The 24464-nt window shown below is 71.4% G+C and carries 22 protein-coding genes; 13 read left to right on the top strand and 9 right to left on the bottom strand.

The genetic code is table 11. The annotated features are described in order from the left end of the window. Positions 1–96 precede the first annotated feature (96 nt). Positions 97–816: a DUF5941 domain-containing protein gene (locus tag PYR91_RS06325; RefSeq protein WP_279778158.1), complete on the bottom strand. Its 720-nt coding sequence runs from the start codon at positions 814–816 to the stop codon at positions 97–99. After that, complete coding sequence (locus PYR91_RS06320) at positions 813–2390, bottom strand: CDP-alcohol phosphatidyltransferase family protein (protein ID WP_279778157.1); 1578 nt, start codon at positions 2388–2390, stop codon at positions 813–815. Before PYR91_RS06320 ends, PYR91_RS06325 begins: the two co-directional genes overlap by 4 nt. A 156-nt stretch (positions 2391–2546) precedes the next feature. On the opposite strand from PYR91_RS06320, the gene recO reads away from it, so the two are divergent. Next, positions 2547–3275: a DNA repair protein RecO gene (recO, locus tag PYR91_RS06315; RefSeq protein WP_279778154.1), complete on the top strand. Its 729-nt coding sequence runs from the start codon at positions 2547–2549 to the stop codon at positions 3273–3275. 53 nt (positions 3276–3328) lie between these two features. Then, positions 3329–4102 carry an isoprenyl transferase gene (locus PYR91_RS06310; protein WP_279778153.1) on the top strand — a complete coding sequence of 258 codons (774 nt, stop codon included), beginning with the start codon at positions 3329–3331 and terminating at the stop codon, positions 4100–4102. Between the two features lie 10 nt (positions 4103–4112). On the opposite strand, the gene PYR91_RS06305 is transcribed toward PYR91_RS06310, so the two are convergent. The 6 genes from PYR91_RS06305 to PYR91_RS06280 all read right to left on the bottom strand — a co-directional run bounded on the left by PYR91_RS06305 (position 4113) and on the right by PYR91_RS06280 (position 8533). Beyond that, positions 4113–4661, bottom strand: a complete 549-nt coding sequence (locus PYR91_RS06305) for a CGNR zinc finger domain-containing protein (RefSeq protein WP_279778152.1) — start codon at positions 4659–4661, stop codon at positions 4113–4115. 122 nt (positions 4662–4783) lie between these two features. Further along, entirely contained in the window at positions 4784–5173 is a 390-nt protein-coding gene (locus PYR91_RS06300) for a transcriptional repressor (RefSeq protein WP_279778151.1), read from the bottom strand. A gap of 31 nt (positions 5174–5204) precedes the next feature. Further along, on the bottom strand, positions 5205–6038 hold the full coding sequence (locus PYR91_RS06295; RefSeq protein ID WP_279778149.1) for a metal ABC transporter permease: 834 nt from the start codon (positions 6036–6038) through the stop codon (positions 5205–5207). Then, the gene (locus PYR91_RS06290) at positions 6035–6874 is read right to left on the bottom strand and encodes a metal ABC transporter ATP-binding protein (RefSeq protein ID WP_279778271.1); all 840 of its coding nucleotides are present in this window, start codon (positions 6872–6874) and stop codon (positions 6035–6037) included. The genes PYR91_RS06295 and PYR91_RS06290 overlap by 4 nt, the downstream gene beginning before the upstream one ends. Positions 6875–6942: 68 nt before the next feature. Continuing rightward, positions 6943–7878 carry a metal ABC transporter substrate-binding protein gene (locus PYR91_RS06285; RefSeq protein WP_279778147.1) on the bottom strand — a complete coding sequence of 312 codons (936 nt, stop codon included), beginning with the start codon at positions 7876–7878 and terminating at the stop codon, positions 6943–6945. A 130-nt stretch (positions 7879–8008) separates the two neighbouring features. Further along, complete coding sequence (locus PYR91_RS06280) at positions 8009–8533, bottom strand: DUF6703 family protein (RefSeq protein WP_279778145.1); 525 nt, start codon at positions 8531–8533, stop codon at positions 8009–8011. A 63-nt stretch (positions 8534–8596) separates the two neighbouring features. Between PYR91_RS06280 and PYR91_RS06275 the strand changes: the two genes are divergently transcribed. The 11 genes from PYR91_RS06275 to PYR91_RS06225 all read left to right on the top strand — a co-directional run bounded on the left by PYR91_RS06275 (position 8597) and on the right by PYR91_RS06225 (position 21348). Beyond that, positions 8597–8902, top strand: coding sequence for an antibiotic biosynthesis monooxygenase (locus tag PYR91_RS06275; RefSeq protein WP_279778143.1), 306 nt, complete (start codon positions 8597–8599; stop codon positions 8900–8902). Positions 8903–9033: 131 nt separating this feature from the next. Continuing rightward, positions 9034–10422 (top strand): glycine--tRNA ligase, encoded by a 1389-nt coding sequence (locus PYR91_RS06270; protein ID WP_279778141.1) that lies wholly within the window; start codon positions 9034–9036, stop codon positions 10420–10422. A 134-nt stretch (positions 10423–10556) separates the two neighbouring features. Continuing rightward, positions 10557–12317, top strand: a complete 1761-nt coding sequence (locus PYR91_RS06265) for a TauD/TfdA family dioxygenase (RefSeq protein WP_279778140.1) — start codon at positions 10557–10559, stop codon at positions 12315–12317. A 48-nt stretch (positions 12318–12365) separates the two neighbouring features. Next, complete coding sequence (locus PYR91_RS06260) at positions 12366–13247, top strand: metal-dependent hydrolase (protein WP_279778139.1); 882 nt, start codon at positions 12366–12368, stop codon at positions 13245–13247. Positions 13248–13268: 21 nt separating this feature from the next. Continuing rightward, on the top strand, positions 13269–14516 hold the full coding sequence (locus PYR91_RS06255; protein WP_279778138.1) for an ATP-grasp domain-containing protein: 1248 nt from the start codon (positions 13269–13271) through the stop codon (positions 14514–14516). Continuing rightward, on the top strand, positions 14513–15733 hold the full coding sequence (locus PYR91_RS06250; protein WP_279778136.1) for a SidA/IucD/PvdA family monooxygenase: 1221 nt from the start codon (positions 14513–14515) through the stop codon (positions 15731–15733). The genes PYR91_RS06255 and PYR91_RS06250 overlap by 4 nt, the downstream gene beginning before the upstream one ends. Further along, a complete protein-coding gene (locus PYR91_RS06245; protein ID WP_279778135.1) occupies positions 15730–16065 on the top strand; it encodes a cupin domain-containing protein in 336 nt (111 codons plus the stop codon). Before PYR91_RS06250 ends, PYR91_RS06245 begins: the two co-directional genes overlap by 4 nt. Then, positions 16062–17147 carry an FAD-binding oxidoreductase gene (locus tag PYR91_RS06240; protein ID WP_279778133.1) on the top strand — a complete coding sequence of 362 codons (1086 nt, stop codon included), beginning with the start codon at positions 16062–16064 and terminating at the stop codon, positions 17145–17147. The genes PYR91_RS06245 and PYR91_RS06240 overlap by 4 nt, the downstream gene beginning before the upstream one ends. Then, entirely contained in the window at positions 17147–18787 is a 1641-nt protein-coding gene (locus tag PYR91_RS06235; protein ID WP_279778131.1) for a class I tRNA ligase family protein, read from the top strand. The genes PYR91_RS06240 and PYR91_RS06235 overlap by 1 nt, the downstream gene beginning before the upstream one ends. 81 nt (positions 18788–18868) lie before the next feature. Next, positions 18869–20095: an ATP-grasp domain-containing protein gene (locus PYR91_RS06230; protein WP_279778129.1), complete on the top strand. Its 1227-nt coding sequence runs from the start codon at positions 18869–18871 to the stop codon at positions 20093–20095. Continuing rightward, entirely contained in the window at positions 20092–21348 is a 1257-nt protein-coding gene (locus PYR91_RS06225) for an MFS transporter (protein ID WP_279778127.1), read from the top strand. Before PYR91_RS06230 ends, PYR91_RS06225 begins: the two co-directional genes overlap by 4 nt. Positions 21349–21427: 79 nt before the next feature. Here the strand turns inward: PYR91_RS06225 and PYR91_RS06220 are convergent, their stop codons facing one another. Continuing rightward, complete coding sequence (locus PYR91_RS06220; protein ID WP_279778124.1) at positions 21428–24316, bottom strand: AfsR/SARP family transcriptional regulator; 2889 nt, start codon at positions 24314–24316, stop codon at positions 21428–21430. Positions 24317–24464 lie beyond the last annotated feature (148 nt).

Genomic DNA, 24464 nt, shown 5'->3' with positions numbered 1-24464 from the left:
CCGCGGCACGCACACATCCCGGGGTGGCCGCGCGGCCGTGACAAGCGAAAGCCGCGACCGCGGAGGGGCACCCTCCGCGACCGCGGCCTCGGTGGCTCAGGCCTTCTCGGCGTCGCCGGTCGCCTGCTCCATGGCGTCCTCGGGGGAGGCCTCCAGGTCGTCGGACGCCTGGGACAGCGCGGTGCGCTTGTCGAGCCCCACCCAGCTCGTGATGCTCTCGACGGCGAACAGGACCGCCAGGTAGCCCGTCATGACGGCCGCCACCCACGTGAGCACGCCCAGCGCGGCGCCCGCGCCGAGCAGCAGCAGCCGGACCTCCCAGCCGAGACCGGCCTGGAACACCCAGGCGGCCGGCCAGATGCCCTGGCGCGTGCGGTACACGGTGTCGTAGGTGTGGTAGCCGACCACGTAGACCAGCACGAACAGCAGCCACGTGGGCGTGCCGGCCGCCAGGCCGAGCAGCGCGATCAGCAGGAACTCGTTGCCCCTGATCAGCGGCGGCACCAGCCAGTCGAACCGGCCCAGGTGGTCGCGGGCCGCGGTGGGCACCAGCAGCACGAGCGCGACCAGCACGGGCACCAGCATGATCCAGCCGGTGCCGTCGTCGAGCAGGCCGCTGAAGCCGAACGCCAGGGTGGCCGCCAGCGCCACCAGGGAGGCGGGGACGGGCGGCAGCCCGCGGCCCATCCGCCCGTGCAGCAGGGCGACGAGCGGCCCGTCGTCCCGGTAGGCCAGCAGGCGGGCGGTCTGGACCCTGCGGCGCTCCTCGTCGGGGTCGGGAAGCGTCGCGGCGGCGGGAGAGGTGTGGGTGATCATGCGAGCGACCTCATGAGACGTCCGGTCAGGGTGTAGGCGAACGCGACACAGCCCCAGATCACAAGCGTGAGGAACGTGACCCTGGGCTCGAAGAGAGCCGCGGTGATCGCGATGGCGGCGAACCGCTCGCCGATCGGGAAGACGATCATCTTGCGCGCCCAGTGGACGGCGCGGAACCGCCCGGCCTGGGTCCACAGCCGCAGCAGGCCGCGCACGCCGCCCTGGGCGGTGGTGGTGCGGCGCCTGTCGAGCGCGTCGCGCAGCGGGCGGTCGTCGGCCGCGGTGAGCGCCAGCGTCGGCAGCGGCGTCGGCGGCTTGCGCCGGTTGGCGGCGCCGAAGGAGAAGTCGAGCAGGTGACGCACCGACTGCACCGACAGGGCGACCAGCGCGAGCGTCCACACGTCGCCCTGCCCGGCGACGGTGGCGCCGATCGCCAGCCCGGCGAAGACGATGTACTCCTTGGCGCGGTCGAACGTGGCGTCAAGCCACGCCCCGAGCACGCCGAACTGGCGGGCGTACCGGGCCACCTGGCCGTCGACGCAGTCGAACACGAAGGCGAAGTAGATCAGCAGGCCGCCCGCGACCGCGCCCACCCGGGTGCCGGTCGCGAACGCCGCCGCCGCCAGCACGCCGAGCGCGATGGAGATCAGCGTGACCTGGTTGGGCGTGAGGCCGCGCCGCGCCGCCCAGCGGGCGATGAACCGCGAGTAGGTGCTGACGAAGAACGTCGTGAAGAAGCCGTCGGCCCCCTTGACGGCGTTGTTCAGCCGCGCGCGGTCCTCGTCGTACCCCGCCATGGCGGCCACGGCCTCGTCGGCCTCGGCCTGCGAGCCGGCCCGGGCGTAGAACAGGTCTCTGCGGCCGCGCAGGCCGACCGCGACGCCGCGGCGCACCAGGCCCAGCACCAGCAGCTGCACGAGGTCGTCCTCCGGCCCGAACAGGTGGGCCATGCCGGCCAGCTCGCGCGCCGCCTCGGCCAGCACCGGGGCGTGCTTGACGTGCACGTGCAGCGGGCCGAGCGCCACCGAGTTCGGCCGGGTGACCGCGTGGTAGGCCGAGCCGACCGACACGATGCGCGAGCGCCCGGCGCGCATGCGCACGGGAAGGCCCTCGTGGAAGCGGGCGCCGATCTCGGGCTCCGCCTCCTCGATGGGGGCCTCCGGCCGCAGCGGCTCGCCGTCGGCGTCCTCCTCGCGCGGCTCCTTGGCGATCAGCGCCAGCGCGCCCCGCTTGGTCTTGGTGATCTGGTAGATCAGCTCATCGTGGATCACCGCGTTGGCGGGGATGAGGAAGAGGTTCTCCGTGGCGCTCTCGGCCGCGTCGGCGACCGCCCGCAGGTCGCCCGCCAGGTCGGGGGAGTCCACGACCCGGCCGGGGAGACCACGGAGCTCCTCGGCCTCGCCCGGCCGGGCGACGGCCAGCGGCTCGGCGTCCATCGTGAGGAGCTGGTCGTACAGCCTGCCCAGCACGGTGGGCGAGCCGGGGAGCGACGTCAGCGCCAGGCGACCGGGCGGGACGTGCTCGGTAGAACCGATCGGGCCGGGCGAGGCGCCCAGCAGGACCACGCGGGTCATGTCACCCTTTCAGGCAGCGTTGCGGGGGGGCCGAGGCGAACTTCGGGGGGTGTCGCCAGGGAGGAAAGTTTAGTGACTGTTCAGAGGCCGGACGCCATCCAGGGTTGACCGAGACGGATTCGTCGCCAGGAGGCCTCTCGTCCATAGACTGGCTGGGTGAATCTCTACCGTGACGAGGGTGTCGTCCTGCGCACGCAGAAGCTAGGCGAGGCCGACCGCATCATCACGGTGCTCACCAAGCGCACCGGCAAGGTGCGCGGCGTCGCCAAGGGCGTCCGGCGCACCACCTCCAGGTTCGGCGCCAGGCTCGAACCCTTCACGCACGTCGACCTGCAGCTGCACACCGGGCGGTCGCTGGATGTGATCACCCAGGTCGAGACGCTGCGGCCGTTCGGTGAGTCCCTGGTCTCCGACTACCCCCGCTACACGGCCGGCATCGCCATGCTGGAGACCGCCGACCGGCTCACCGTCGGCGAGAAGGAGCCCGCGCTCCGGCAGTTCCTGCTGCTCGTGGGGGGCCTGCGCACCCTGGTGGAAGGCGGCCACGAGGCCAGGCTCGTGCTGGACGCCTACTTCCTGCGGTCGCTGGCCGTCGCCGGGTACGCGCCCGCGCTCGACTCCTGCGCCCGCTGCTCGACCCCGGCCATCAGGGCCTTCGCCATCGCCGCCGGCGGCGTGGTCTGCGGCGGGTGCCGCCCGCCGGGGTCCGCCGTGCCCGCGGCCGAGACGATCGGGCTCATGATCGCCCTCATCCGGGGCGACTGGCCCTCGGCCGACGCCTCCGAGCCGCGGCACCGCGTGGAGTGCAGCGGGCTCGTCGCCGCCTACCTGCAGTGGCATCTCGAACACGGGATACGCTCGCTGCGGCACGTCGAGCGCGTCTGAGGGCCCTGGCCGGCCACGGCGTGCAGATCCGTACACCGACAGGAGAGGCTTTCGTGAACGTCCGCCCGCCCTCACCGCATCCGTCAGGGGCCGCTCCGCCGTCCATTCCGCGTGAGCTGGTCCCCCGGCACGTCGCGATCATCATGGACGGCAACGGGCGCTGGGCGAAGGCGCGGGGCCTGCCCCGCACGGAGGGCCACAAGGCGGGCGAGTCGTCGCTGTTCGACGTGATCGAGGGCGCCATCGAGATCGGGGTGCGCAACCTGTCGGCGTACGCCTTCTCCACCGAGAACTGGCGCAGGTCCCCCGACGAGGTGCGCTTCCTCATGGGCTTCAACCGCGACGTCATCCGGCGCCGCCGCGACGAGCTGCACGCCATGGGCGTGCGCGTGCGCTGGGCGGGGCGGCCGGGACGCCTGTGGAAGAGCGTCATCAAGGAGCTGACCGACGCCGAGGAGATGACCCGGGACAACCGCACGCTGACGCTGCAGTTCTGCGTCAACTACGGCGGCCGGGCCGAGATCGTCGACGCCGCCCTGCGGCTGGCGCGCGACGTCGCCGACGGGCGCGTGCGGCCCGACAAGATCTCCGAGCGCTCCTTCGCGCGCTACCTCGACGAGCCCGACATCCCCGACGTCGATCTGTTCATCCGCTCCTCCGGGGAGCAGCGGGTCTCCAACTTCCTGCTTTGGCAGTCGGCGTACGCCGAGATGGTGTTCCTCAACCAGCTCTGGCCCGACTTCGACCGGCGCGACCTGTGGCAGGCCTGCGAGATCTACGCCAAGCGCGACCGCCGCTACGGCGGCGCCCTGCCCAACCAGGTCTGAGCCTCGCGGCTCAGGCGCGGCGGCGGGCGCGGTAGGCGGCGACGTGCATGCGGTTGCCGCAGGTGCGGCTGTCGCAGTAGACCCGCGAGCGGTTGCGCGACTCGTCCAGGAACACCTTGCCGCAGCCGGGGGCGGCGCAGGTGCGCAGCCGCTCCCACTCGCTCTCCGCCAGCAGGTGCGCCAGCGCCACCCCGCAGTCGGCCGCCAGGCTCTCGGTCACCGAGGCTCCGGGCCCGAAGTAGTGCACGTGCAGCGGGAAGCCGTCGTGCTCGGTCAGCATCGCGGTGATGCGGGTGCGCTCCAGCAGGGCGTTCACCCGCGTGACCGCCGTCGCGGGGTCGGGGGCGGCCAAGATCTCGGAGAAGGTGCCGCGCAGCGCGCGCACCTGCGCGAGGTCGGCCTCGTCGACGCCGTCGACGCCGCTGATCGCGTGGCGGCGGACGTAGTCCTCCAGATCGGCGAGGCCGGTCATGCCGTCGGCGCTGTCGTGCCTCGGTGCGCTGTTGACGAGGTCGGCCACGGCGGCGAGCGAGCACACCATGTCATGTGTGAACGGCATGTCGTCTCCTGTCGGGGGCGGTACGGGCGAGGGTGTGGCCGCCGTTCGTGCCCCGGGCGCCGTCCTCGCCGCCGGCTCCGGTGGCGAAAGGGTATCCCCTCCCCGCCGCGCGCACGCGGCTCTCAGCCCGCGGCGGTGAGCGCCGCGCAGGAGGGGCAGGTGCCGAAGACCTCGACGGTGTGGGTGATCGCGGTGAACCCGTGCTCGGCGCCCACGGCGTCCGCCCAGCGCTCGACGGCGGGCCCGGCGACCTCCACCGTGCGCCCGCAGCGGCGGCAGACCAGGTGGTGGTGGTGGCCACCGGTGGCGCAGGCCCGGTAGACCGACTCGCCGTCGTCGGTGCGCAGGACGTCGATCTGCCCGGCGTCGGCCAGCGCCTGCAGGGCCCGGTAGACGGTGGTCAGCCCGATCTTGGCGCCGTTGGCGCGCATCTGCGCGTAGATGTCCTGCGCGCTGCGGAAGCCCTCGCCACCCGCGAGGATCTCGCGCACGGCCTCCCTGCGGCTTGTCATCGACCGGGCCCCCATGTGCGTCGCCCCGCGCTCACGGTGTCGTCTCCCGGGCGCGGCCTCGGCGGACGAATCTACCGACAACGAGCGCGATCGCGAAGCCCGCGAGCGCCAGGAGTACGATCGCCGCCCCCGGGGCCACCTCGGCGTAGAACGCGGAGGTGAGCCCGCCGACGGTGGCCACGACCCCGAGCAGCATCGCCAGCAGCATCGTGGTGGTGAACCCGCGGGTCACCTGCTGGCTGGTGGCCACCGGCACCACCATCAGCGCGCTGACCAGCAGCAGGCCGACCACGCGCATCGCGATCACGACGGTCAGCGCGGCGGTCACGGCGATCAGCAGGCTGAGGAACCGCACCGGCAGGCCGCTGACCTTGGCGACCTCCTCGTCCTGGCACAGCACGAACAGCTCGCGGCCGAAGACGGCCACCACGCCCAGCACGAACGCCGCGAGCACCCCGATCACCCACACGTCCTGCCCGGTGACGCTGCTGATCGAGCCGAACAGGTAGGAGGTGAGCGTGGAGTTGCTGCCGCCGGGGGCGAGCCCGATCAGCAGCACGCCGCCCGCGATGCCGCCGTAGAACAGCAGGGCAAGGGCGACGTCGCCGGTCGTGCGGCCGCGGGCGCGCACCAGTTCGATCGTCACCGCGCCCAGCACCGCCACCACGATGGCGGTGAGCACCGGCGCCGTGCCGGTCAGGAAGCCCAGCGCGACGCCCGTCAGCGCCACGTGGCCGATGCCGTCGCCGAGCAGCGCGAGCCGCCGCTGGACGACGAAGGTGCCCACGGCGGGCGCGGCCAGCCCGACCAGCAGGGCCGCGAGCAGCGCGCGGGTCATGAAGTCGTACTGAAGCATCTCGATCACTGGCCGGCTCCCGGGTTCAGGGGGCCGCCGGAGACGTCGTAGGCGTGCGGCCTCGCCTGCTCGCGGCCCGGATGCGGGTGGCAGCCCGACCCGTCCGTCTGCTCGCCCCGGGCGCCGTCGCCGGAAGGCGGCACGTCGTGGGGAGCGTGGCCGTCGGCGGACGGCCGCCCGCTCCCGCCTGCGCCCGGCAGGCCGTCGTGCACCACGCGGCCGCCGCTGAGCAGCACCGAGCGCGTGACCAGCGGCTCCAGCGGGCCCAGCTCGTGGGCCACCAGCAGGACGGTGCGGCCCTGCTTGACGAGCGTCGCCAGCGAGGCCGCCAGCAGGCCCTGGCTCTCGGCGTCCACACCCGCGGTCGGCTCGTCCATGACGAAGGTGTCGGGCTCGCCGGCCAGCGCGCGGGCGATCAGCACCCGCTGCTGCTGGCCGCCGGAGAGCCAGCCCACCGGCTCGCCCGCGCGGCCGGCCAGGCCCACGGCGTCCAGGGCGCGCGCGACGGCGGCGCGGTCGGCCGCGCTCGTGCGGCGCAGGCGGCCCCGCCGGGCCACCCGCCCGGACGCCACGACCTCGCGCACGGTGGCCGGGACGCCGCCGCCGACGGACAGGCGCTGGGGCACGTACCCGATGCGGTGCCAGTCGCGGAACCGGGCGGGCGGCACGCCGTGCAGCTCGGCCGAGCCCGAGGACATCGGCGTGAGGCCGAGAAGGGCGCGGATCAGGGTGGACTTGCCCGAGCCGTTGGCGCCGAGCACCACCACCATCTCACCGGCGTCGATGCGCAGGTCGATCCCGCGCAGCACGGGGCGCCCGTCGAGTTCGACGTGGCCGGCGGTCATCGCGAACGCCGGCGGCGCGGGCGGGGCCTGCCGCGGCCGGGCGACGCCGGGCGCCTGTGCTGATCGTGTCATCGGCATCCAAGTGCGGTGCGGAGGGCGGAGAGGTTCGCGCGGGACGCCGACAGGTAGTCACCCGTCTGGGGACGGCTCTCAAGCGGGTTGAGAACCGCGGTCTTCGCGCCCACCTCGGTGGCGAGGACCTCGGCGACCTTCGGGTTGACGAGCTCCTCGGTGAAGATGGTAGTCACCCGCTCCTGCCTGGCGACCCTGGCCACCTCGGCGAGGCGGGCGGGGGAGGGCTCGGCCTCGGGGTCGATGCCGCTGATGCCGACCTGCTTGAGCTTGTAGCGGTCGGCGAGGTACCCGAACGCGGCGTGGCTGGTGACGATCGTGCGGCTGGAGCAGTCGGCGAGCCCCGACTCGAACTCCCCGTCCAGGGCGCGGAGCTGTGCCGCGGTGGTCGTGGCGCGCTGGGTGAAGGCCGCGGCGCGGGCGGAGTCGGCCTGCCCGAGGCGCTCGCCCAGCTTGGCGACGGCCGAGGCCAGGCGGCTGGGGTCGAGCCACACGTGCGGGTCGTAGCCCACCTCCTCGTGCTCCTCGTGCTCGGCTGCGGCCTCCTCCGCGTGGGCGTCCTCGCCCGCGGCCGGGATCGTGGGGACCGCCGAGGCGACGTCGAAGGCCCTGTCGGCGGCGTGCTGCTCGACCGCCTCGTCGAGGGCGGGCTGCACGCCCTTGACGTAGACGACGAGGTCGGCCCGCTCGATGTCGGCGATCTGGCGGGGCGTCAGCTCCAGGTCGTGCGGCTCCACGCCCGGACGCGTCAGCGCGGTCACGGCGACGTCGGGCCCGCCGACCAGGTCGGTCATCCACTGCAGGGGATAGAAGGCGGCCAGCACCGCCGGCTTGCCGGCGGCTCCGGGAGGGGAGGCGGAGACGGCGGCGCCGCTGGAACACGCGGTGGCGGCGAGCAGCGCGCCCACGCCGGCCAGCGCCACGGCGCTCACGCGCCTGGACGACCGACGTCTGCGCGGGATATGGGCAGGCGACCTGGATGGCTTGGGTCCGCCATAACTACACGAAAAGGGCATCACTCAACCGAGTATGCTGCACAATGAAAACCATTGTCAAAATCGTTCAGAAGACTCCAAACCGATCGGCCGCCAGCGCGACCAGGAACGCCGCGAGCGCCACCCGCATGAACCGCCCCCATGTGCCGAGCGAGGGCCACGACATGTAGGCCAGCCAGCCCACGAAGCCCAGCACCGGGAGCACGGCCAGGCCGCCCCGCCAGTCGGGCACCGCGAAGCCGACCAGCAGCAGCACGACGAGCAGGACGGGAAGGATCCAGCGCGGCAGGCCGTACAGGAAGACCAGCGGCGCCGCGCTCTTGCGCTCCACCGCGCGCCGCAGCCCCGTCGCGCCGGGGGTGACGAAGTGCTCGCCCCGGGGCAGCGGCCGGGCGCCCGGGCGCCTCGGCGGCGTGCCGTCGCCGCGCCGCTCGCGCGCCAGCGGATGGGCGGGCACGGCCCGCTTCGACGCCGGGGCCCCGCGCGGCCGGGCCTGGGCGCCGCGCCCCTCAGGGGTGGGCCGCTCGGGCGGGGACGGCTCGGATCGCTTGGGCCCGGAGCGTCCCGGCCCGGAGTCGTGCGTGTCAGCCACGCTTCAGCGTAGCGTCGCGGGGCCCGGTCACGGGACCACGGCGCTGCTGGCATGCTGAACCGCATGCTGGCCCTCATCAGGTACTCCGTCCCCGAGGCGCGCGCCGACGAGTTCACGGCGGCGGCCGGGGCGATCCTCGACACGCTCGCCGCCCAGGCCGGCTACCTCGGCGGCCACCTCGGGCGCGCCGCCGACGAGCCCGGCCTGTGGGCCCTGGTCAGCGAGTGGCGGGGGGCCGGGTTCTACCGCCGGGCCCTTTCGGCGGCCCGTATGGACATGTATCCGCTCATGACGCTGATGATCAACGAGCCCACCGCGTTCGAGATCCTGCTCAGCGTTCCGGAGCCCTCCGGCCGCACGGAGGCCTGAACCCGCGGCGCACAGTGGAATTGTGGGCGGGTCGCCCCACCGGTTCCCCTAAGCTGGGGGTGATCGGGCAGGTGACGCGCCCTCTGATCGAAGTCAGCCAACCCCGACCGCCAGCCGGATGGAGATTCTTGATGGCCCGCCGTACCGACATCATGGACACGATCGTCAGCCTCGCCAAGCGCCGGGGCATCGTCTACCCGTCCAGCGAGATCTACGGAGGGCTGCGCGCGTCCTGGGACTACGGTCCGCTGGGCGTCGAGCTCAAGAACAACGTCAAGCGCGAGTGGTGGAAGTCGATGGTCCAGGGCCGCGACGACATCGTGGGCCTCGACTCCTCGGTGATCCTCGCCCGTGAGGTCTGGGAGGCGAGCGGCCACGTCAGGGAGTTCGTCGACCCGCTCACCGAGTGCCAGTCCTGCCACAAGCGCTACCGCGCCGACCACCTCGAAGAGGCCTACGCCGAGAAGCACGGCGGCAAGGCCCCCGAGAACGGCCTGGCCGACCTCACCTGCCCGAGCTGCGGCACCAAGGGCGCGTTCACCGCCCCGCGCATGTTCAACGGCCTGCTCAAGACCTACCTCGGCGCCGTCGAGGACGAGTCGGGCCTGGCCTACCTGCGCCCGGAGACCGCGCAGGGCATCTTCATCAACTACCTCAACGTGCAGCAGTCGTCGCGCAAGAAGATCCCGTTCGGCATCGGCCAGATCGGCAAGTCGTTCCGCAACGAGATCACCCCGGGTAACTTCATCTTCCGCACCCGCGAGTTCGAGCAGATGGAGATGGAGTTCTTCGTCAAGCCGGGCAGCGACGAGGAGTGGCACCAGTACTGGATCGACGAGCGCCGCAACTGGTACCTCGACCTCGGCATCAACCCCGACAACCTCCGGCTGTACGAGCACCCGAAGGACAAGCTGTCGCACTACTCCAAGCGCACCGTCGACATCGAGTACCGCTTCAACTTCACCGGCTCCGAGTGGGGTGAGCTCGAAGGCGTCGCCAACCGCACCGACTTCGACCTCTCGACCCACGCCGCCGCGTCCGGCACCGACCTCTCCTTCTTCGAGCAGGACTCCAACGAGCGGTACGTGCCGTACGTCATCGAGCCCGCCGCCGGCGTCGACCGCTGCACGCTCACCTTCATGATCGACGCCTACACCGTCGACGAGGCCCCCAACGCCAAGGGCGTCATGGAGCAGCGCACCGTCATGCGCCTCGACCACCGCCTCGCCCCGGTCAAGGCGGCGGTCCTCCCGCTGTCGCGCAACGCCGACCTCTCCCCGAAGGCCCGCGACCTCGCGGCCCAGCTCCGCCGCCGCTGGAACGTCGAGTTCGACGACGCCGGAGCCATCGGCCGCCGCTACCGCCGCCAGGACGAGATCGGCACCCCCTTCTGCATCACCATCGACTTCGACACCCTGGAAGACCAGGCCGTAACCGTCCGCGAACGCGACTCCATGGCCCAGAAGCGCATCGCCCTCGACCAGGTCGTCCCCTACCTCCGCCAGCACCTCAACGACTGATGGCGGCGACCATTTAGTACGTTTCGGTTAAACCCGACCTATTCCGCGTCCTTTATACGGAAAATGTACGGGATTTCCACTAACTCTTCCTAGCGTGTCCTGTGAGACTGGACATTCACGCGGAGGAGCCGGGAATGCTGATCGGTACTGACGTGGTACACGCCTCGGTGTGGAAAATCGATCTTCTTCGGAAAGCGGGCCACGGTCGTCCGGTCGACTTCTCCGAAGTGGGTGTCGTCGCCGATGTGGCGGAGCTCGTCGATGAATGTTTCGGTGGAACGACGCATCTGATCGAGCACGGGCTCGAAGAGAATGCGCTCAACGGCCTGGACCTCATCCTGATCCCCGCTCCCGGCCTCGACGGAGCGACGTTCACCGCCGAGGAGTGCGCCGCCCTCGACAGGTACGTGCGCGAGGGCGGCGCGGTCCTGGTCCTCGGCGACGGGGAGGACGGGCCGTCGACGGCGGGCGGCACGACGCCTTTCGGCATCGTCATAGGCGATCTGGTGCCCGGAGCCCCTTCGGACCCGGCCCAGCCGCACGTCCTGTCCCGTGACTTCCCGGTGGAGGCGGGCACCTCCCATCCGGCCCTGACGGGCGTCGCCCGCGCGCATCTCCACCGGCCCAAGCCCGTCAGCGCCTCCGTCCCGCTGACCCCGCTCCTGCGCAACGACGGTGACACCTTCCTGGGGGTGGCGACCCACGGCAGAGGCAGGATCGCCGTGGTGGGGAACGCCGAGATGTTCGCACGACCCTTCCTCGGGCGCGAGGACAACGCCCGGCTCCTCCTGGGGGTGCTGGCCTGGCTGTCGGGCGCCGAGCCCGAGGGTTCGATCGGTGAACAGGCGTCCAGAGTGGTCAACACCCTCCGGCTCACCGGACGTGAGTTCTCGCGCACCGAGAACCTGAAGGACGAGCCCGGGCCGCACGTCGTCGACGCGGGGCTGTACTCCCACCTCCTCACCGGGATCGCCGACGGGTTCCTGCTCGACTGCGAAGCCGACGAGGACGCGTTCCTGCGGGAGGCGGAGCTGCGGTTCCACGAGATGCCGCGGGTGATCAGGCAGGCCGTGAGCCGGTTCCGGCGGCACGGCACCGACTCCGGCGTCCTGCTGCTCAAAGGGCTGCCCGTGGACCCGGAGCTACCGCCCACTCCCGCCGACCCCAGGGCGCGCGTCCGGTTCGTCAACCCGCTCAGCGAGTTGTGGCTCGCGGCGTTCGCGCAGGCCTTGGGCGAGCCCATCGGTTACCGGCAGGAGAAGAACGGCCAGATCTTCCAGAACGTGGTGCCGACGCCGCAGAACGCCGAAAGGCTTTCGTCGGAAAGCTCATCACTCCTTCTGGATTATCACACTGAGACGGCATTTCACCCGTTTATGCCTGACTATGTGCTGCTTCACTGCCTCCGCCCCGATCACGAGAAGTCGGCCATGACGATCAGCGCGAGCCTTCGCATGGCCCTTCCCCGGCTCAGCGCGCGCGATCGCGCGATCCTCAGCGAGCCTTTGTACCGGACCGGAATCGACTATTCCTTCGGCAGTCCCAACGGCCAGAAGGGCAACGGCCCGTTACTCCGCGTCCTGTACGGCGACCCGTTCGACCCGTACATCACCGTGGACCCCGATCTCATGGTCGGGATCGTGCCGGAGGCGGCCGCGGCGCTGAAGCGGCTGCACGCCGTGCTGAACGAGGTGCGCCGATGGGCGCGTCTCGACACGGGGGATCTGCTGATCATCGACAACCGCCGGGCCGTCCACGGCCGCTCGCAGTTCCAGGCCAGGTACGACGGCCACGACCGGTGGCTCCAGCGTGTCTGCGTGGTGCGGGACCTCGTGCCCTCGGCCGGTCACCGCAGGCTCCGCAGCCGCGTCATCGACACGGCGTTCGCCGTCTGATCCATCGACTGTCTGATCCATCCACGAAAGAGCAAGGGCGACATGGGCGTGAGCTTTCCGACCGAGAGCACGGTTGTTCTCTTCCCGCAGGGCGTCGGGGAGTGCGAGGCGAGGATCGTCCTGGCGGAGCCCGCCGGCGACGACGGGGCGCTGCTGGTGGCGACGGACCGGACGCCGTTCCACCCGATCGACCACACCTGGCCCGACCAGCCGGGTGATCGGGGTACTGCGACCGTCCGGGAGACGGAGCACACCGTCGTCGACGCCATCACGATGGCGGTCGGCCCGGACGGCTCGGTGCACCGGGGGGAGGCGATACCCGCCCGGCGCACCGACCCGGGCTGGGCCTTCCTGGTGGGCCACGTCGTGGAGATGGCCGCCGACACGCCTCCCGCGGCTCTCGTGGGGAACGCGGTGACGCTGAAGGTGGACACGGCCCGCCGGGCGAGCCTGAGCGCCGCGCACACCGGAGCCCATCTGATGTCCCTCGCGCTGAACATGGAGCTTCGCGACCTGTGGCGCAAGTCCCCGCGCGTCGACTGTCTCGGCCACCCGGACTTCGACCAGCTCGCGATCACGACGTCGAGGATGAGCCCGGGGCAGAGCGTCGACCGGTACCGCCTCGGCAAGTCGCTGCGCAAAGCCGGTCTGGAGGTGGCGGTTTTTCTGGAGCGGATCGACTCGGTACAGGAGGCCGTCACGGCCCGGCTGGCGGAGTGGATCGCGGCCGGCGGTTGCAGCGTGATCGAGACCGAGGGACCGGGACTCACCGCCCGCCGCTGGTGGACCTGCGAGCTGCCGGCGGGGCGCGCCCGGATCCCCTGCGGCGGTACGCATCTCGGCGGCCTCGGCGAGTTGTCCTCGCTGGACGTCCGCTTCGAGGCCGGGGAGCGGGAACTGGTCGTCTACACCACGGCCAAGCAGGCGTGAGACCGGAAAGGAGGTCAACCCGTGTTCGATCCAGTCGGTTCGTCCGTCCTGATCGTTGAGCCGGTGTCCGGCGGCGCGGACGTCGCCCGGCTCGCGCACCGCCTCGGCGTCACGGTGGTGGTCGCCTCGCAGGACTCCGGCGAGTGCGAGATCCCGGCGGACCTCAGAAAGGTCGTCGACATCGTCCTGACCGTCGACACCAACGACGAGCAGGCGCTCTTAGACGCCGTCGGCGCGTTCCACGAGCGCGCGCCGCTCACGGCGGTGCTCCCGGGGTGCGACTTCTACGTCGCCTCGACGGCCAGGCTCGCGGCGCGTCTCGGGCTGCCCGGCCTGCCGGTGGCGACGGTGGACGCGGTCCGCAACAAGGCGCGCATGCGAGAGAGGATCGCCGCGGCCGGACTGCGCGCCCCGAGGTTCGCCGAGGCGCGGTCCCTGGACGGGCTGCGCTCCGCGGCCGCGCACGTCGGCTACCCGTGCGTGATGAAGCCGGTCGAGTCCTCCGGGAGCATCCATGTGAGCCGGGCCGACGACTGGCCCCAGCTCGCCGCCGCGTACACCGCCCTCGCCGATGACCGGGAGCTCGACCTCGGCCGTCCGATGGGTCACACCGTGGTCGTCGAGCAGTACGTGTCCGGCCGGGAGGTCAGCACCGACGGCTATGTCGAGAACGGCCGGGTGACCGTCGTCGCGATCACGGAGAAGGTTCTCGGCGCCGAGCCGAGGTTCGTCGAGCTGGGCCACCTGACACCGGCGGACCTGCCGGACGACGTGGTGGGCGACGTGGCCGAGTACACCGCGCAGGTCGTCCGGGCGCTCAACGTCACGACCGGCCCGTTCCACTGCGAGCTGCGCCTGAACGGCGAGGGCCCCGTTCTGATCGAGCTCGGCGCTCGACTCGCGGGCGACGGCATTCCGGAGCTGGTTCGCCAGGTCACCGGCACCGATCTGGTGGCGGTCACGCTCGCGGCCGGTCTCGGCGTCGACCCCGGGGAGTTGGCGGCGTTCGGCGCCCCCCGCGCGCCGAACGCCGCTGTCAGGTTCCTCACCGCCGACCACCTCGACTCCTACTCCGGGATACTCGGCTGGGACGAGCTGGGAGACCTGCCCGATGTCATCGGGCGGCACGTCTCCATCCCCCCGGGCGCCCCCATCCCCAAGACCGGCGACTGCCGTTCGCGGCTGGCCTGGGTGCGCTACACGGCGCAGTCGCACCCGGCCGCCCGGGAGTTCTGGAAGTCGCTGGGCGATCTGATGATCGTCAAATGACCGAGGTCTACGACTACGCGGCGGTCGGCGTCGGCCCGGCCAACCTCAGCCTCGCGGCGCTCGGGGACAACGTCGAGAACCTGCGTGGGGTGCACCTGGAGGCCCGGGAGAGCGCGGCGTGGCACCCCGGCCTGCTCCTGCCCGAGGCGACGCTGCAGGTCTCGCCTCTGAAGGACCTGGTCACGTTGGTGGATCCGACCAGCCGATACTCGTTCCTGGCCTTCCTCGCCGCGGAGGGGCGGCTCTACCGGTTCCTCACCGCGCGGTTTCCCTCGGTCCTGCGGACGGAGTTCGACCAGTACCTCCAGTGGGCGTCCAGGACCATCCCGTCCATCGAGTTCGGCGTCGAGGTGCGCAGCGTCTCACAACGCGACGGTGATTTCGTCCTCCGCTGGGAACACGGCGAGGTCACGGCGAGGAACGTGGTCCTCGGGACCGGTCAGACACCGTTCGTCCCCGCGTGCATGCGCCCCCATCTGTGCTCGGAGGTGTTCCACGCCGGGCAGTACCTGCTGAGACGGCGGGAGCTGTCCGACAGGGCCGTCACCGTCGTCGGCGGAGGGCAGTCGGGAGCCGAGATCGTCCGCCATCTGATGCGCCTCGCCGAGCCGCCTCGGAGCATCGACTGGATCACGCGAAGGCCAGGTCTGCTGCCGATGGACGACTCCCCGTTCACCAACGAGTACTTCTTTCCCGGGTACGCCCGTGAGTTCCACGGTCTGCCGGAGACCTCCAGACGAGAGCTCCTGGCCGAGCAGAAGTACGCGAGCGACGGCATCGACCTGGCGACCCTGGAGGACATCTACCGCGAGCGTTACCGGCACGAATGCCTGCTGGGGCGCAAGAACTGGCTCCGGCTGATGTGCCGGTCGGAGGTGAGGGGTTGCGAGCGGCTGTCCCACGGCTGGCAGCTGGAGGTCCAGGGGCCCGAGCCCGCCCTGGTGCGGTCGGACGTCGTGATCCTCGCCACCGGCTACGAGTACCGCCTCCCGGCCTTCATGCGCGACCTCGCCCCTCGGCTGGCGAAGACGGCCGAAGGGCTCGTCGTGGGGGAGGACTTCTCACTGGCCCTGGACGGCAGGGCCCGCGGCCGCGTCTTCCTGCAGAACGGCGCCCGGCACGCCTGGGGCGTCGCCGACCCCAACCTCAGCCTGCTCTCCTGGCGGAGCGCGGTCATCCTCAACGCGATCCTCGGATACCGGAGGTACAACACGTGAGCCTTCCACGACTCGAGTTCGAGGCCCTGCCGCGTGAGTTCGAGGCACTGGAGGAATGGGCCGTGTCCCTCGAAGGCATCGAGGGGGACAAGCCGTTCTCCATGGCCCGGTTCACGGTGGCGCCGGGGTGCGCGAGCCCGCCCGACAGTCATTCCGTGACCGAGATCTGGCTCGTGCTCGACGGCACGGGAACGGTCCGATACGACGGCGGGTCGTACCCCGTCGGCAAAGGCGATCTGCTGTGCTTCGCGCCCTTCGGCGAGCACGTGGCGACGGCGGACCCCGCCGGCCCGCTCAGCGTGTTGTCGATCTGGTGGCGGAGCAGCCGATGACGGACACGAACCGTGCCTTCGACCTCGCGGTCATCGGGGCCGGGATCGTCGGCGCGCTCGCCGGCCACCTCGCCACCGTCAGGGAACCGGGACTGCGCGTGCTCACGGTCGACCAGGGCGGCCCCAACGCGAGCGGCTTCTCCGCGGGGCTGGACGTGCCGACCGGACGCGACGCCCGCCAGCGCCGGCTGGCGGCGCGCAGCAGGGACCTCTACCAGAAGCTGCTCGCCGAGCACCCCGCGCTGCCCGTGCGCCCGGTGGACACCCTCTGGCTGATCGAGCGCTGCGGCTACAACCGCCTTCGCGAGACGATGGCCGGCCCTCGCCTCGGCGAGGCCGATCCGGACGTCCTGGCCGGAGTCTTCCCCGGTCTGCGCCCATCCGGGGACCGGATGGTTCTGCGTTCGGACGGCTCCCATCACGCGGACGTCGGCGGGCTGGCTCGAAGCCTTCTCGCCCGGCAGCGGGACCTCGCCGGCTGTGCCGTCTGGGACGACGTGCGCGTCACCGCCTTGGATCCGCACGCGGGCGGCTACCACCTGCTCGGACACCGGGGGCAACGGCTCGCGCGATGCCGTGAGGCGATCATCGCCACCGGGCCGTGGGCGCCCGTGGGGCCCTTCGGCGACCGGATCCGGGCGGCCGGGCTCCGCATCAAGAAGGTCGCGGCGTTCTACCTGGACGAGAGGCCGCCCGAGAACGCGCCCGTCCTGATCTTCGAGGATGACGACGCCTTCCTGCTTCCCGAGACGCGCAGCGGCCGCTGGCTCTTCAGCTTCACCTGCCGGGAATGGGACGGCTCGCCGCTGTCGGGGCCACCGGCACTCGGCGCGGCCGACCGAAGCGAGGCGACACGCGTGCTGCGCCGGTACCTTCCCGCCTTCCCCGGGGTCGGCGCGGACGGACTGGCGTTCTACGACGGCTACACCCACGACCGTCTGCCGCTGGTCGAACCGGTGCCCGGTCACCCCGGCGTCGTCCTCGCCGTCGGCGGCAACGGGTCGGGTTACCGCCTGGCACCGGCGACGGCCGAACAGGCCCTCGGCCTGCTCACCCGGCAAGCGGCCGGAGGCGAGCGCTGATGGGCACTGGCTCGGGGCGCCTCATCCGCACCGCGGGTGACATCCCGCCGCGCCGCTACCTGCTCGTCCCCCCGGAGCCGACGCCCAACGGACGACTCCACCTCGGGCACATCGGAGGCCCCTTCCTCCGGATGGACCTGCTCAGCCGGTTCGTCCGCATGCGGGGCGACCGGCCGCTCACCATCACCGGGAGCGACGTCTACGAGCCGTACATGACGCTCAAAGCGGCCACCGAGGGGCGCACGGAAGGGGAGCTCGCGGCCGAATACCATGCGCTCATCGCCGAGGATCTGCGGGCGATGAAGATCGATCTCGACGCCTTCGTGAACCCCGCGCAGGAGCCTTGGCGGACGGCGTTCGAGGAAGAGGTGGCCGGGTGCCTTCGACGGCTGAAGGAGAAGGGAGCGGTGGTCACCCGCCGGGAGCGGGTGCCCTACAGCCGTTCCGCGGGGCGTTTCGCCGTCGGCCCCTGGCTCGCGGGCCGTTGCCCCGACTGCGATGCGGAGACGGGCAGCTACTTCTGTGAGGCCTGCGGTGGGCACTTCCAGCCGGAGAACCTGCGCGACGCCCGGGGCGTCGGCGGGGTGGGCCCGCTCGAATGGCGCGAGATCTCGTCGCTCTTCCTGAAGCCGGCGGACCCCGGGGAACTCGGCGCGCGAATGGTGGAGATGGGCGTGCCGTCACGTTACCGGGAAACGGTGCGGCATCACCTGACCCGCGATGGCGGCATGGTGCGGGTGAGCGCTCCCGAAGCATGGGGGATCCCGCTGGAGCGGACCGAACCCGACGTGCCGCGGACCCTCTTCCCCTATGCGGGGATCTTCATGTTCGCCAGGCTGGCGGGCGCCCTGCACGGGCACATGAGCGGGAGCGGCGTCAACGCCTTCCACCCGCACTCGGGGGTCACCACGGTGACCAGCCTCGGCATCGACAACGTGATTCCCACGCTCGTCTGCATCGTCGGCACCTCGCTGCTGCACGGGGACATGAAGGCCTACGACCGGGCGCTGATCAACGACTTCTACCTGCTGGAGGGCGAGAAGTTCTCCACCGGCAGGAAGCACGCGATCTGGGCCGCGGACATCGCCGGGTCGCCACGCATCGACGTGGACGCCGTCCGGTACTTCCTCGCGGGGACCCGGCTGGAGGAGCGGCGAGAGAGCATGGACCCCCGGTCCTTCGTCGACGTCGTCAACACCCGGCTGGCCGGCGCGCTGACGCCGCTGCTGCTCAGGGCCCGCCGCTCACTCGACGTCTCCTCCGTTCCCGAGCCCGTCACCGAAGAGCGACTGGTGACGCTGGAGGCGCTGCTCGACCGGCAGAACGCCGCCCTGGACGCGCAGGTCGTGTCGACGTCGGAGGCGGTGAGGGCGTTCGACCTCTGGTGGCGGAGCGCCGGGAACCTGGAGCAGAGCGCCTACTGGTGGCTGAAGGGCACGAGCGTCCTCGGATTCCCGATCATGCCCGGCCTCTCCCTGCGGATCTGGAAGGAGCTCGGCGGGATCGGGGAACCACGCCTGGCCGCCTTCCTGGACTGTACGCGGCCACGACAGGGCGGGGCGCCCTGGGGATTCGAGGCGATCACGCTCGGCGACCTGGCGCCGCTGCTGCCGGACTCCTCGCGCCACTCCCTGGCCTGACACCCCGCGGCCTGGAGTCACCGTGACCGCTCCCGCGCCGCGGCCGCCGCGATCCCACCCACCTCGACCGACAGGACCACCATGCCGAGCCGGGCTCTCCCTCACTACCTGGTCGTCAACCGGTACGACGACGAGGACGCCGAGTACTTCCGGTACTGCGCGGGGCACGACTGCGCTCTGTCGTTCCTGACCCCGCCCGGGTGCGTCAAGGCGCTGGGCCCGGTCGAACCGGGCAGGGTCGCCACCGTCGCGGACCTCCGACCGGCGACCCTGGTCGCACCGGCCCGGGAGCTCGCGGAACGGTACGGCCCCTTCGACGGGATCGCCGCGCTCTCCGAGCACGACGTGCTCACCGCGGCGTTGCTTCGCGAGGAGTTCGGCTGCCCGGGGCCGGGCGCCGACCTCGTGCGGGCCTTCAGGGACAAGGTCGTCATGAAGGACCGCCTGGCCAAACAGGACCTTCCGATTCCCCGGTTCATGGAACTGGGCTCCTCCCCGCCGCTCGCGGAGATCTCCGCTCGGATCGGTTATCCGCTGGTGCTCAAACCGCGAGCCGAGGCGGGGTCCGTCGGCGTGCGAATCCTCGGCGACGAGCGAGAGCTCACCGCCGCGGTCCAAGGGCTGGATCTCACGCGGTTCGAGTGCGAGGAGTTCGTCTCCACGGAGATCTACCATGCCGACGGAGTCCTCTCCGAAGGGCGGCGGCACTTCCTGAGCGTCTCGGGTTATGTCAACACGCCCCTGGACTTCCTCCGGGGCAAGCCGCTCGGTTCCGCCTCACTCGACGCCGGCCCGCTCCGCGAGCAGATCTCCGAGCTGGCGATCACCTGTGTCAAGGCCCTGGGGCTCGTGACCGGCTGCTTTCACGTCGAGATCATCCGCCGGCCGGACGGCGGGCTCGTGTTCCTGGAGGCGGGGATGCGCCCGGGCGGAGCTGAGGTGCCGTACATCCATCGGGACTTCCACGGCGTCGACCTGATGGCGGAGAGCTTCCGCACCGTCCTCGGCATCCCGCTGCAGTCGGCGCGGCCGCGTTCCGGGGACGCCTCGGCCGGCTGGGTGGTGATGCCGGAGCCTCGTCACCTTCCCGGCCGGGTGGTCCGTCGCACCGCCATGACCGGGGTGGTCCCCCAGGTGTACGCCGAAGTGCTGCCCGAGCCCGGTGAGGTGTTCGACGGGACCGGGGGCTACTTCCACGTCCCCGGGCGGTTCAGGCTCACCGGGCCGGACGAGCGGAGCGTCCGCGCCGCGGCCCGGAGGGTCATGGACGAGTACGTGGTCGAGTTCGCGCCACTCGAAGCCCCATGAGGGACAGGACCGGCGTTCACTGGAGCAACGTCGCGGAACTGGTGAGAATCCCCCAGTTCCGCGATCAGTTCCTCGCCAACGCGCTGTCCACGGTCGGCAGTGCCCTGACCCCCGTCGCCTTGGCCTTCGGCGTGCTCACCGCGACGGGCTCCGCGGTGGACCTCGGCCTGGTCCTCATGTCCTACTCGGTGGCACAGATCGTCTTCATGCTGGTCGGCGGGGTCTGGGCCGACCGGCTGCCGCGCAAGCGGCTCATGATCCTTTCGGACGGGATCAGCATGTCCTCCCAGATCACCCTCGGCCTTCTCCTGCTGTCGGGACACGCGTCCTTGTGGGCGATGATCGTTCTTCACGGTATGGCCGGCGCCGCGAGCGCCCTCTTCGTGCCCGCGTCCGTGGGACTGGTCGCCGACACCGTGCCGTCGCGACTCGTGCAGGAGGCCAACGCGCTGCTGTCGTTCACCCGGAACCTGGCGGTGAGCACCGGGCCGATGCTCGCCGGGCTGGCGGTGGTCTTCGTGGGGGCCGGCTGGGCGCTCATCGTGGACGGGTTCACGTTCCTGGGCAGCCTGCTGCTGCTTCGCCGGCTCCGGGTCCCCGCCGGGCCCAGGGGCGACACGCAGGCCAACTTCCTGCGTGAGCTCCGGGGCGGCTGGCACGAGGTGCGGAGCCGATCCTGGGTGTGGACGGGCATCGTCTTCTTCATGGTCTTCAACTTCGTCTACTCCTCGCTTCACGTGCTGGGCCCGGTGTCGCTGTCCGGCTCCGAGAAGGGCGGCCTCCTGTGGGGAGCCGTCGCCGCAAGCCTCGGCGTCGGCGAGGTTCTGGGCAGCGCGCTCGCGGTGCGGTACCGGCCGCGCCTGCTCCTGCTGCCCGCGCGCGTCCTGATGCTGCTCACCACCCCGCTGATCGTGGTGCTCGGCGCCGCGCCAGAGGCGCCTCTGCTGATCGTGGGCGGGCTACTGGCCGGTGTCGCGATCAGCTTCCCCAACACGCTGTGGGACACGGCTCTGCAGCAGCACATTCCCAACTCGTCGCTGTCACGGGTCTCGTCGTTCGACTACGCGGGGTCCTTCATCCTGAGGCCCGCGGGGCTCGCCCTGACGGCCGCGGCCATCTCCCGGTTCGACGCCTCGTTCGTATTCACGCTGAGCGCCGTCGTCATCGTCCTCGCCGTGGTCGTGAGCATCGCCGACCGAGGTACGCGGACGCTGGCTCGCGACGAGCGGGAGGACGCCCTTGCCCCCGGCTGAGCCGATCTGCCGAGTGGGGATTCTTGCCCCTCGACGCACCCGCCCGGCTCACCGGCGAGGCCGGACCGCGCGGCGCCGGCTAGCTCCACGCCGGCTTGATGCCGAGGGCCTGACAGATGGCGTGCGCCAGGCGGAACACCTCGGAGGCCTCGTCCGATCGACCCCGGCTCAGGGCCACCCGGCCGAGATGGTGGAGCACGTCGGCTTCCACGACCCGCTCGCCGGTCTCGCGCGCGTGGGACAACGCGAGCATGAGGCTGTGGTGAGCGGCGTCCATCTCGGTCAGCGCGGCCAGAGCCCTGCCCAGCCCGTACAGGCTGTAGGCCACGCCCACCCGGTCGTTGATGCTCTGGCAGAACTCACGCACCTGCTCGAACCGAACGGCGGCGGCGGTCGCCCTCCCGCATCCGAGGTCGAGCTCGCCCAGCCTGTAGTTCACCTGCTGGGCCAGGCGAGCCGCCCCCACCTGCTCCGCCATGCTCAGGGCCGTTTCGAGCTTGTCCCGCGCCGCGTCCAGGTTGCCGAGCTGGATGTGGATCTGCCCGATCTGGCGCAGGACGAGCGCCCCGTTGCCGACGTCACCGAGCGCGCTCAAGGTGCTCGCGCTGCGCTCGGCCCGGGAGAGGGCCTTGTGAAGCCGCCCGTCCAAGCGGTCGAGGATGGCCAGCTTGTGCTCGGTGATGGCCTGAGCGTGCCCGTCACCCAGCTCCACGAACATCTGGGTCGCCCGCTCGGCGGACCTGGCCGCCGCGGTGTAGTCGTGCCGGTGGAGGTCCAGTTCGCCGAGCTCGGCCAGGAGGACGGCCTCCCCGCGGTGGTTGCCGGCGGCCCTGACCGCGGCCAGGGCGATCTCGTGCATCTGCTGCCACTCGTCGTGGTGCCGGCGGATCTCAAGGAGGGGCGCGGCGGTCACCGCGAGATCCCAGCACAGCTCGTCGAAGCCCTGCTGCGCGGCCTGACGGACGGCGCCGGAGAGGTTGGGCAGCTCGGCCTCACACCAGGCGACGGGATCGGTCACGATCTCCTTGAGCTGCCCGTCGTCGACGGGCGTGCGCGGGGCCCGGCTGTGGACGACGAGGTGGTCGTGGCCGGCCAGCAGGGTGTGGGCGTATTCGGTCACCGTCAGCATCGCGCCGAGGGCTCGCTCCACCGCCGCGCGCAGGTCGGGCGGCGCGACCTCGATCTGTGCGCGTTCACGGGCGAAGATACGGACGAGATCGTGCAGGCCGTAGCGAGGTAGGCGGTCGTGAGCGGCCGTCACGGTGATCAGATGGCTGTGGGCCAGCTGGTCCAGGACGTCCTGGGCCTCTCGCAGAGGGCGGTCCAGGAGCGCCGACGCCAGCCACTCCTCCAGGTCGACGACCTCCAGGCTGCCGAGCAACATGAGCAGAAGCCTGGCCTGCGGCTCCAGGCCGTTGTAGGAGAGCATGAGGTTCGCCCGGACGTCCAGCTGGCCGTGCACGAGCTCGTCGAACCGGCGGTGTTCGTCCGCCAGCCGGCTGACCATCCGGGCCAGCGGCCAGTGCGGCCGGGCGGACAGCCGGGCCCCGGTGACCCGCAGCGCGAGGGGATGACGGCCGCAGAGGCTGACCAGCCGGGCGCCGTCCTGCGTGCTGTTCCTCATGCGGTCGACGCCCACCATGTGGCGGAGGAAGTCGAGCGCCTGCTCTTCGGTGAAGGACTCCAGCTCAAGGGAGCGGATACCGGGCACGGCGGTGATGCGGTGCCGGCTCGTCACCAGGACGGCGCAGCCGCCTGTGCCGGGAATGAGCGGCATGATCTGGCTCTCGTCGGAGGCGTCGTCGAGGACCAGTAGAGTCCGGCGTTCTGACAGGACGTCCCGGAGCATCGCACTGCGCTCGTCGATGTGCTCGGGAAGCAGGGCGTCGGGCACCCCGAGCGTGCGCAGCAGGCCGGCCAGCGCGACACCCGGCGCGATGCGTCGCTCCGCCTCGGCCCCCCTGAGCGGGACGTAGATCTGCCCGTCGGGGAACTCGCCGCGCAGCCGATGGGCCAGGTGGATGGCGAGGGTGGTCTTGCCGACGCCGCCGGGTGCGGAGATGGCCACGATCGACGGGCTGCCCTGCCCGCCGGCGGTCAGCCAGTCGACGATGGTGGCGATCTCCTCCGAACGCCCGGTGAAGTCGGGGGTGTCGGCGGGGACGTTGCACGGGGTGGGCGCGGACTTGACGGGAGTCCCCTTGAGGGGAACGGCGCCACGCAGGATCGCCTGCTCCAGGTCGCGCAACTGGGGGCCGGGTTCGATGCCGAGCGACTCGACGAAGAGCGTGCGCGTCCCCCGGTAGAGCTCCAGGGCCTCCGCCTGGCGACCGGAACGGTAGAGCGCCTCCATCAGCCGGGCGCGCAGCGTCTCGCGCAGCGGGAAGTCCTCGACGAGCTGAACCAGGACCGGGATCATGTCCGTGTGCCGTCCGAGGTCGAACTGCAGCTCGATCCACTGGTTCGTGGCGGTGAGCCGCTGCTCCTCGAGCACCGCCGCCTCCGTTCGGAGGATGGCGCAGTCGTGAAGCCCCGCGAAGGGGGTTCCGGTCCATTCGTCGAGTGCTGAACGGAGGGTCTCGGCGGCGAGCGCGGTGTCGTTCGTGCGGAGGAGCTGCTCACTCCTGGAGGTCAACCGCCCGAACCTCAGGGCGTCCACCTCGTGGGGCTCGACCTCCAGCAGATAACCGCGGGCGGCCCGGATGATGCGTTCGGGATCGCCGAGTATTCCTCTCAGCGTGCGGATGTAAGCCCGGAGGTTCGCCGCCGTCGAGGGAGGCGGATCGGACGGCCAGAGACCGTCGACCAGTTGGTCGTCCGGGACGGCGATATTGGGACTGCTGAGAAGGAGGGCCAAAAGTGTCTGGACCTTCCCGCCCTTCAGGTCGACGGGGGACCCGTCTACCGTGAGCGTGAGCGGCCCCAGTATCTGAAATCGAAGGTTCCCGCGATGCGCTCCCCTTGTCATGGCAGGTAAATACTAAGCGAAAAACGCGAAGTGGGCCCAAGGAACCTCTCGGACGGGCCTTTTCTCCGAGCAGACAGACACCCCGGTAGGAGGGCGGCGCCCCGCGGGCGACCGGTGTTCCTATACCGGCGGATCACCGTGATAGCCG

This window comes from Sphaerisporangium sp. TRM90804 (assembly GCF_029846175.1).
GTDB lineage: Bacteria > Actinomycetota > Actinomycetes > Streptosporangiales > Streptosporangiaceae > Sphaerisporangium.
Note: the sequence above shows the minus strand (reverse complement) of the source record. Positions and strands in the feature narration are given on the sequence as shown.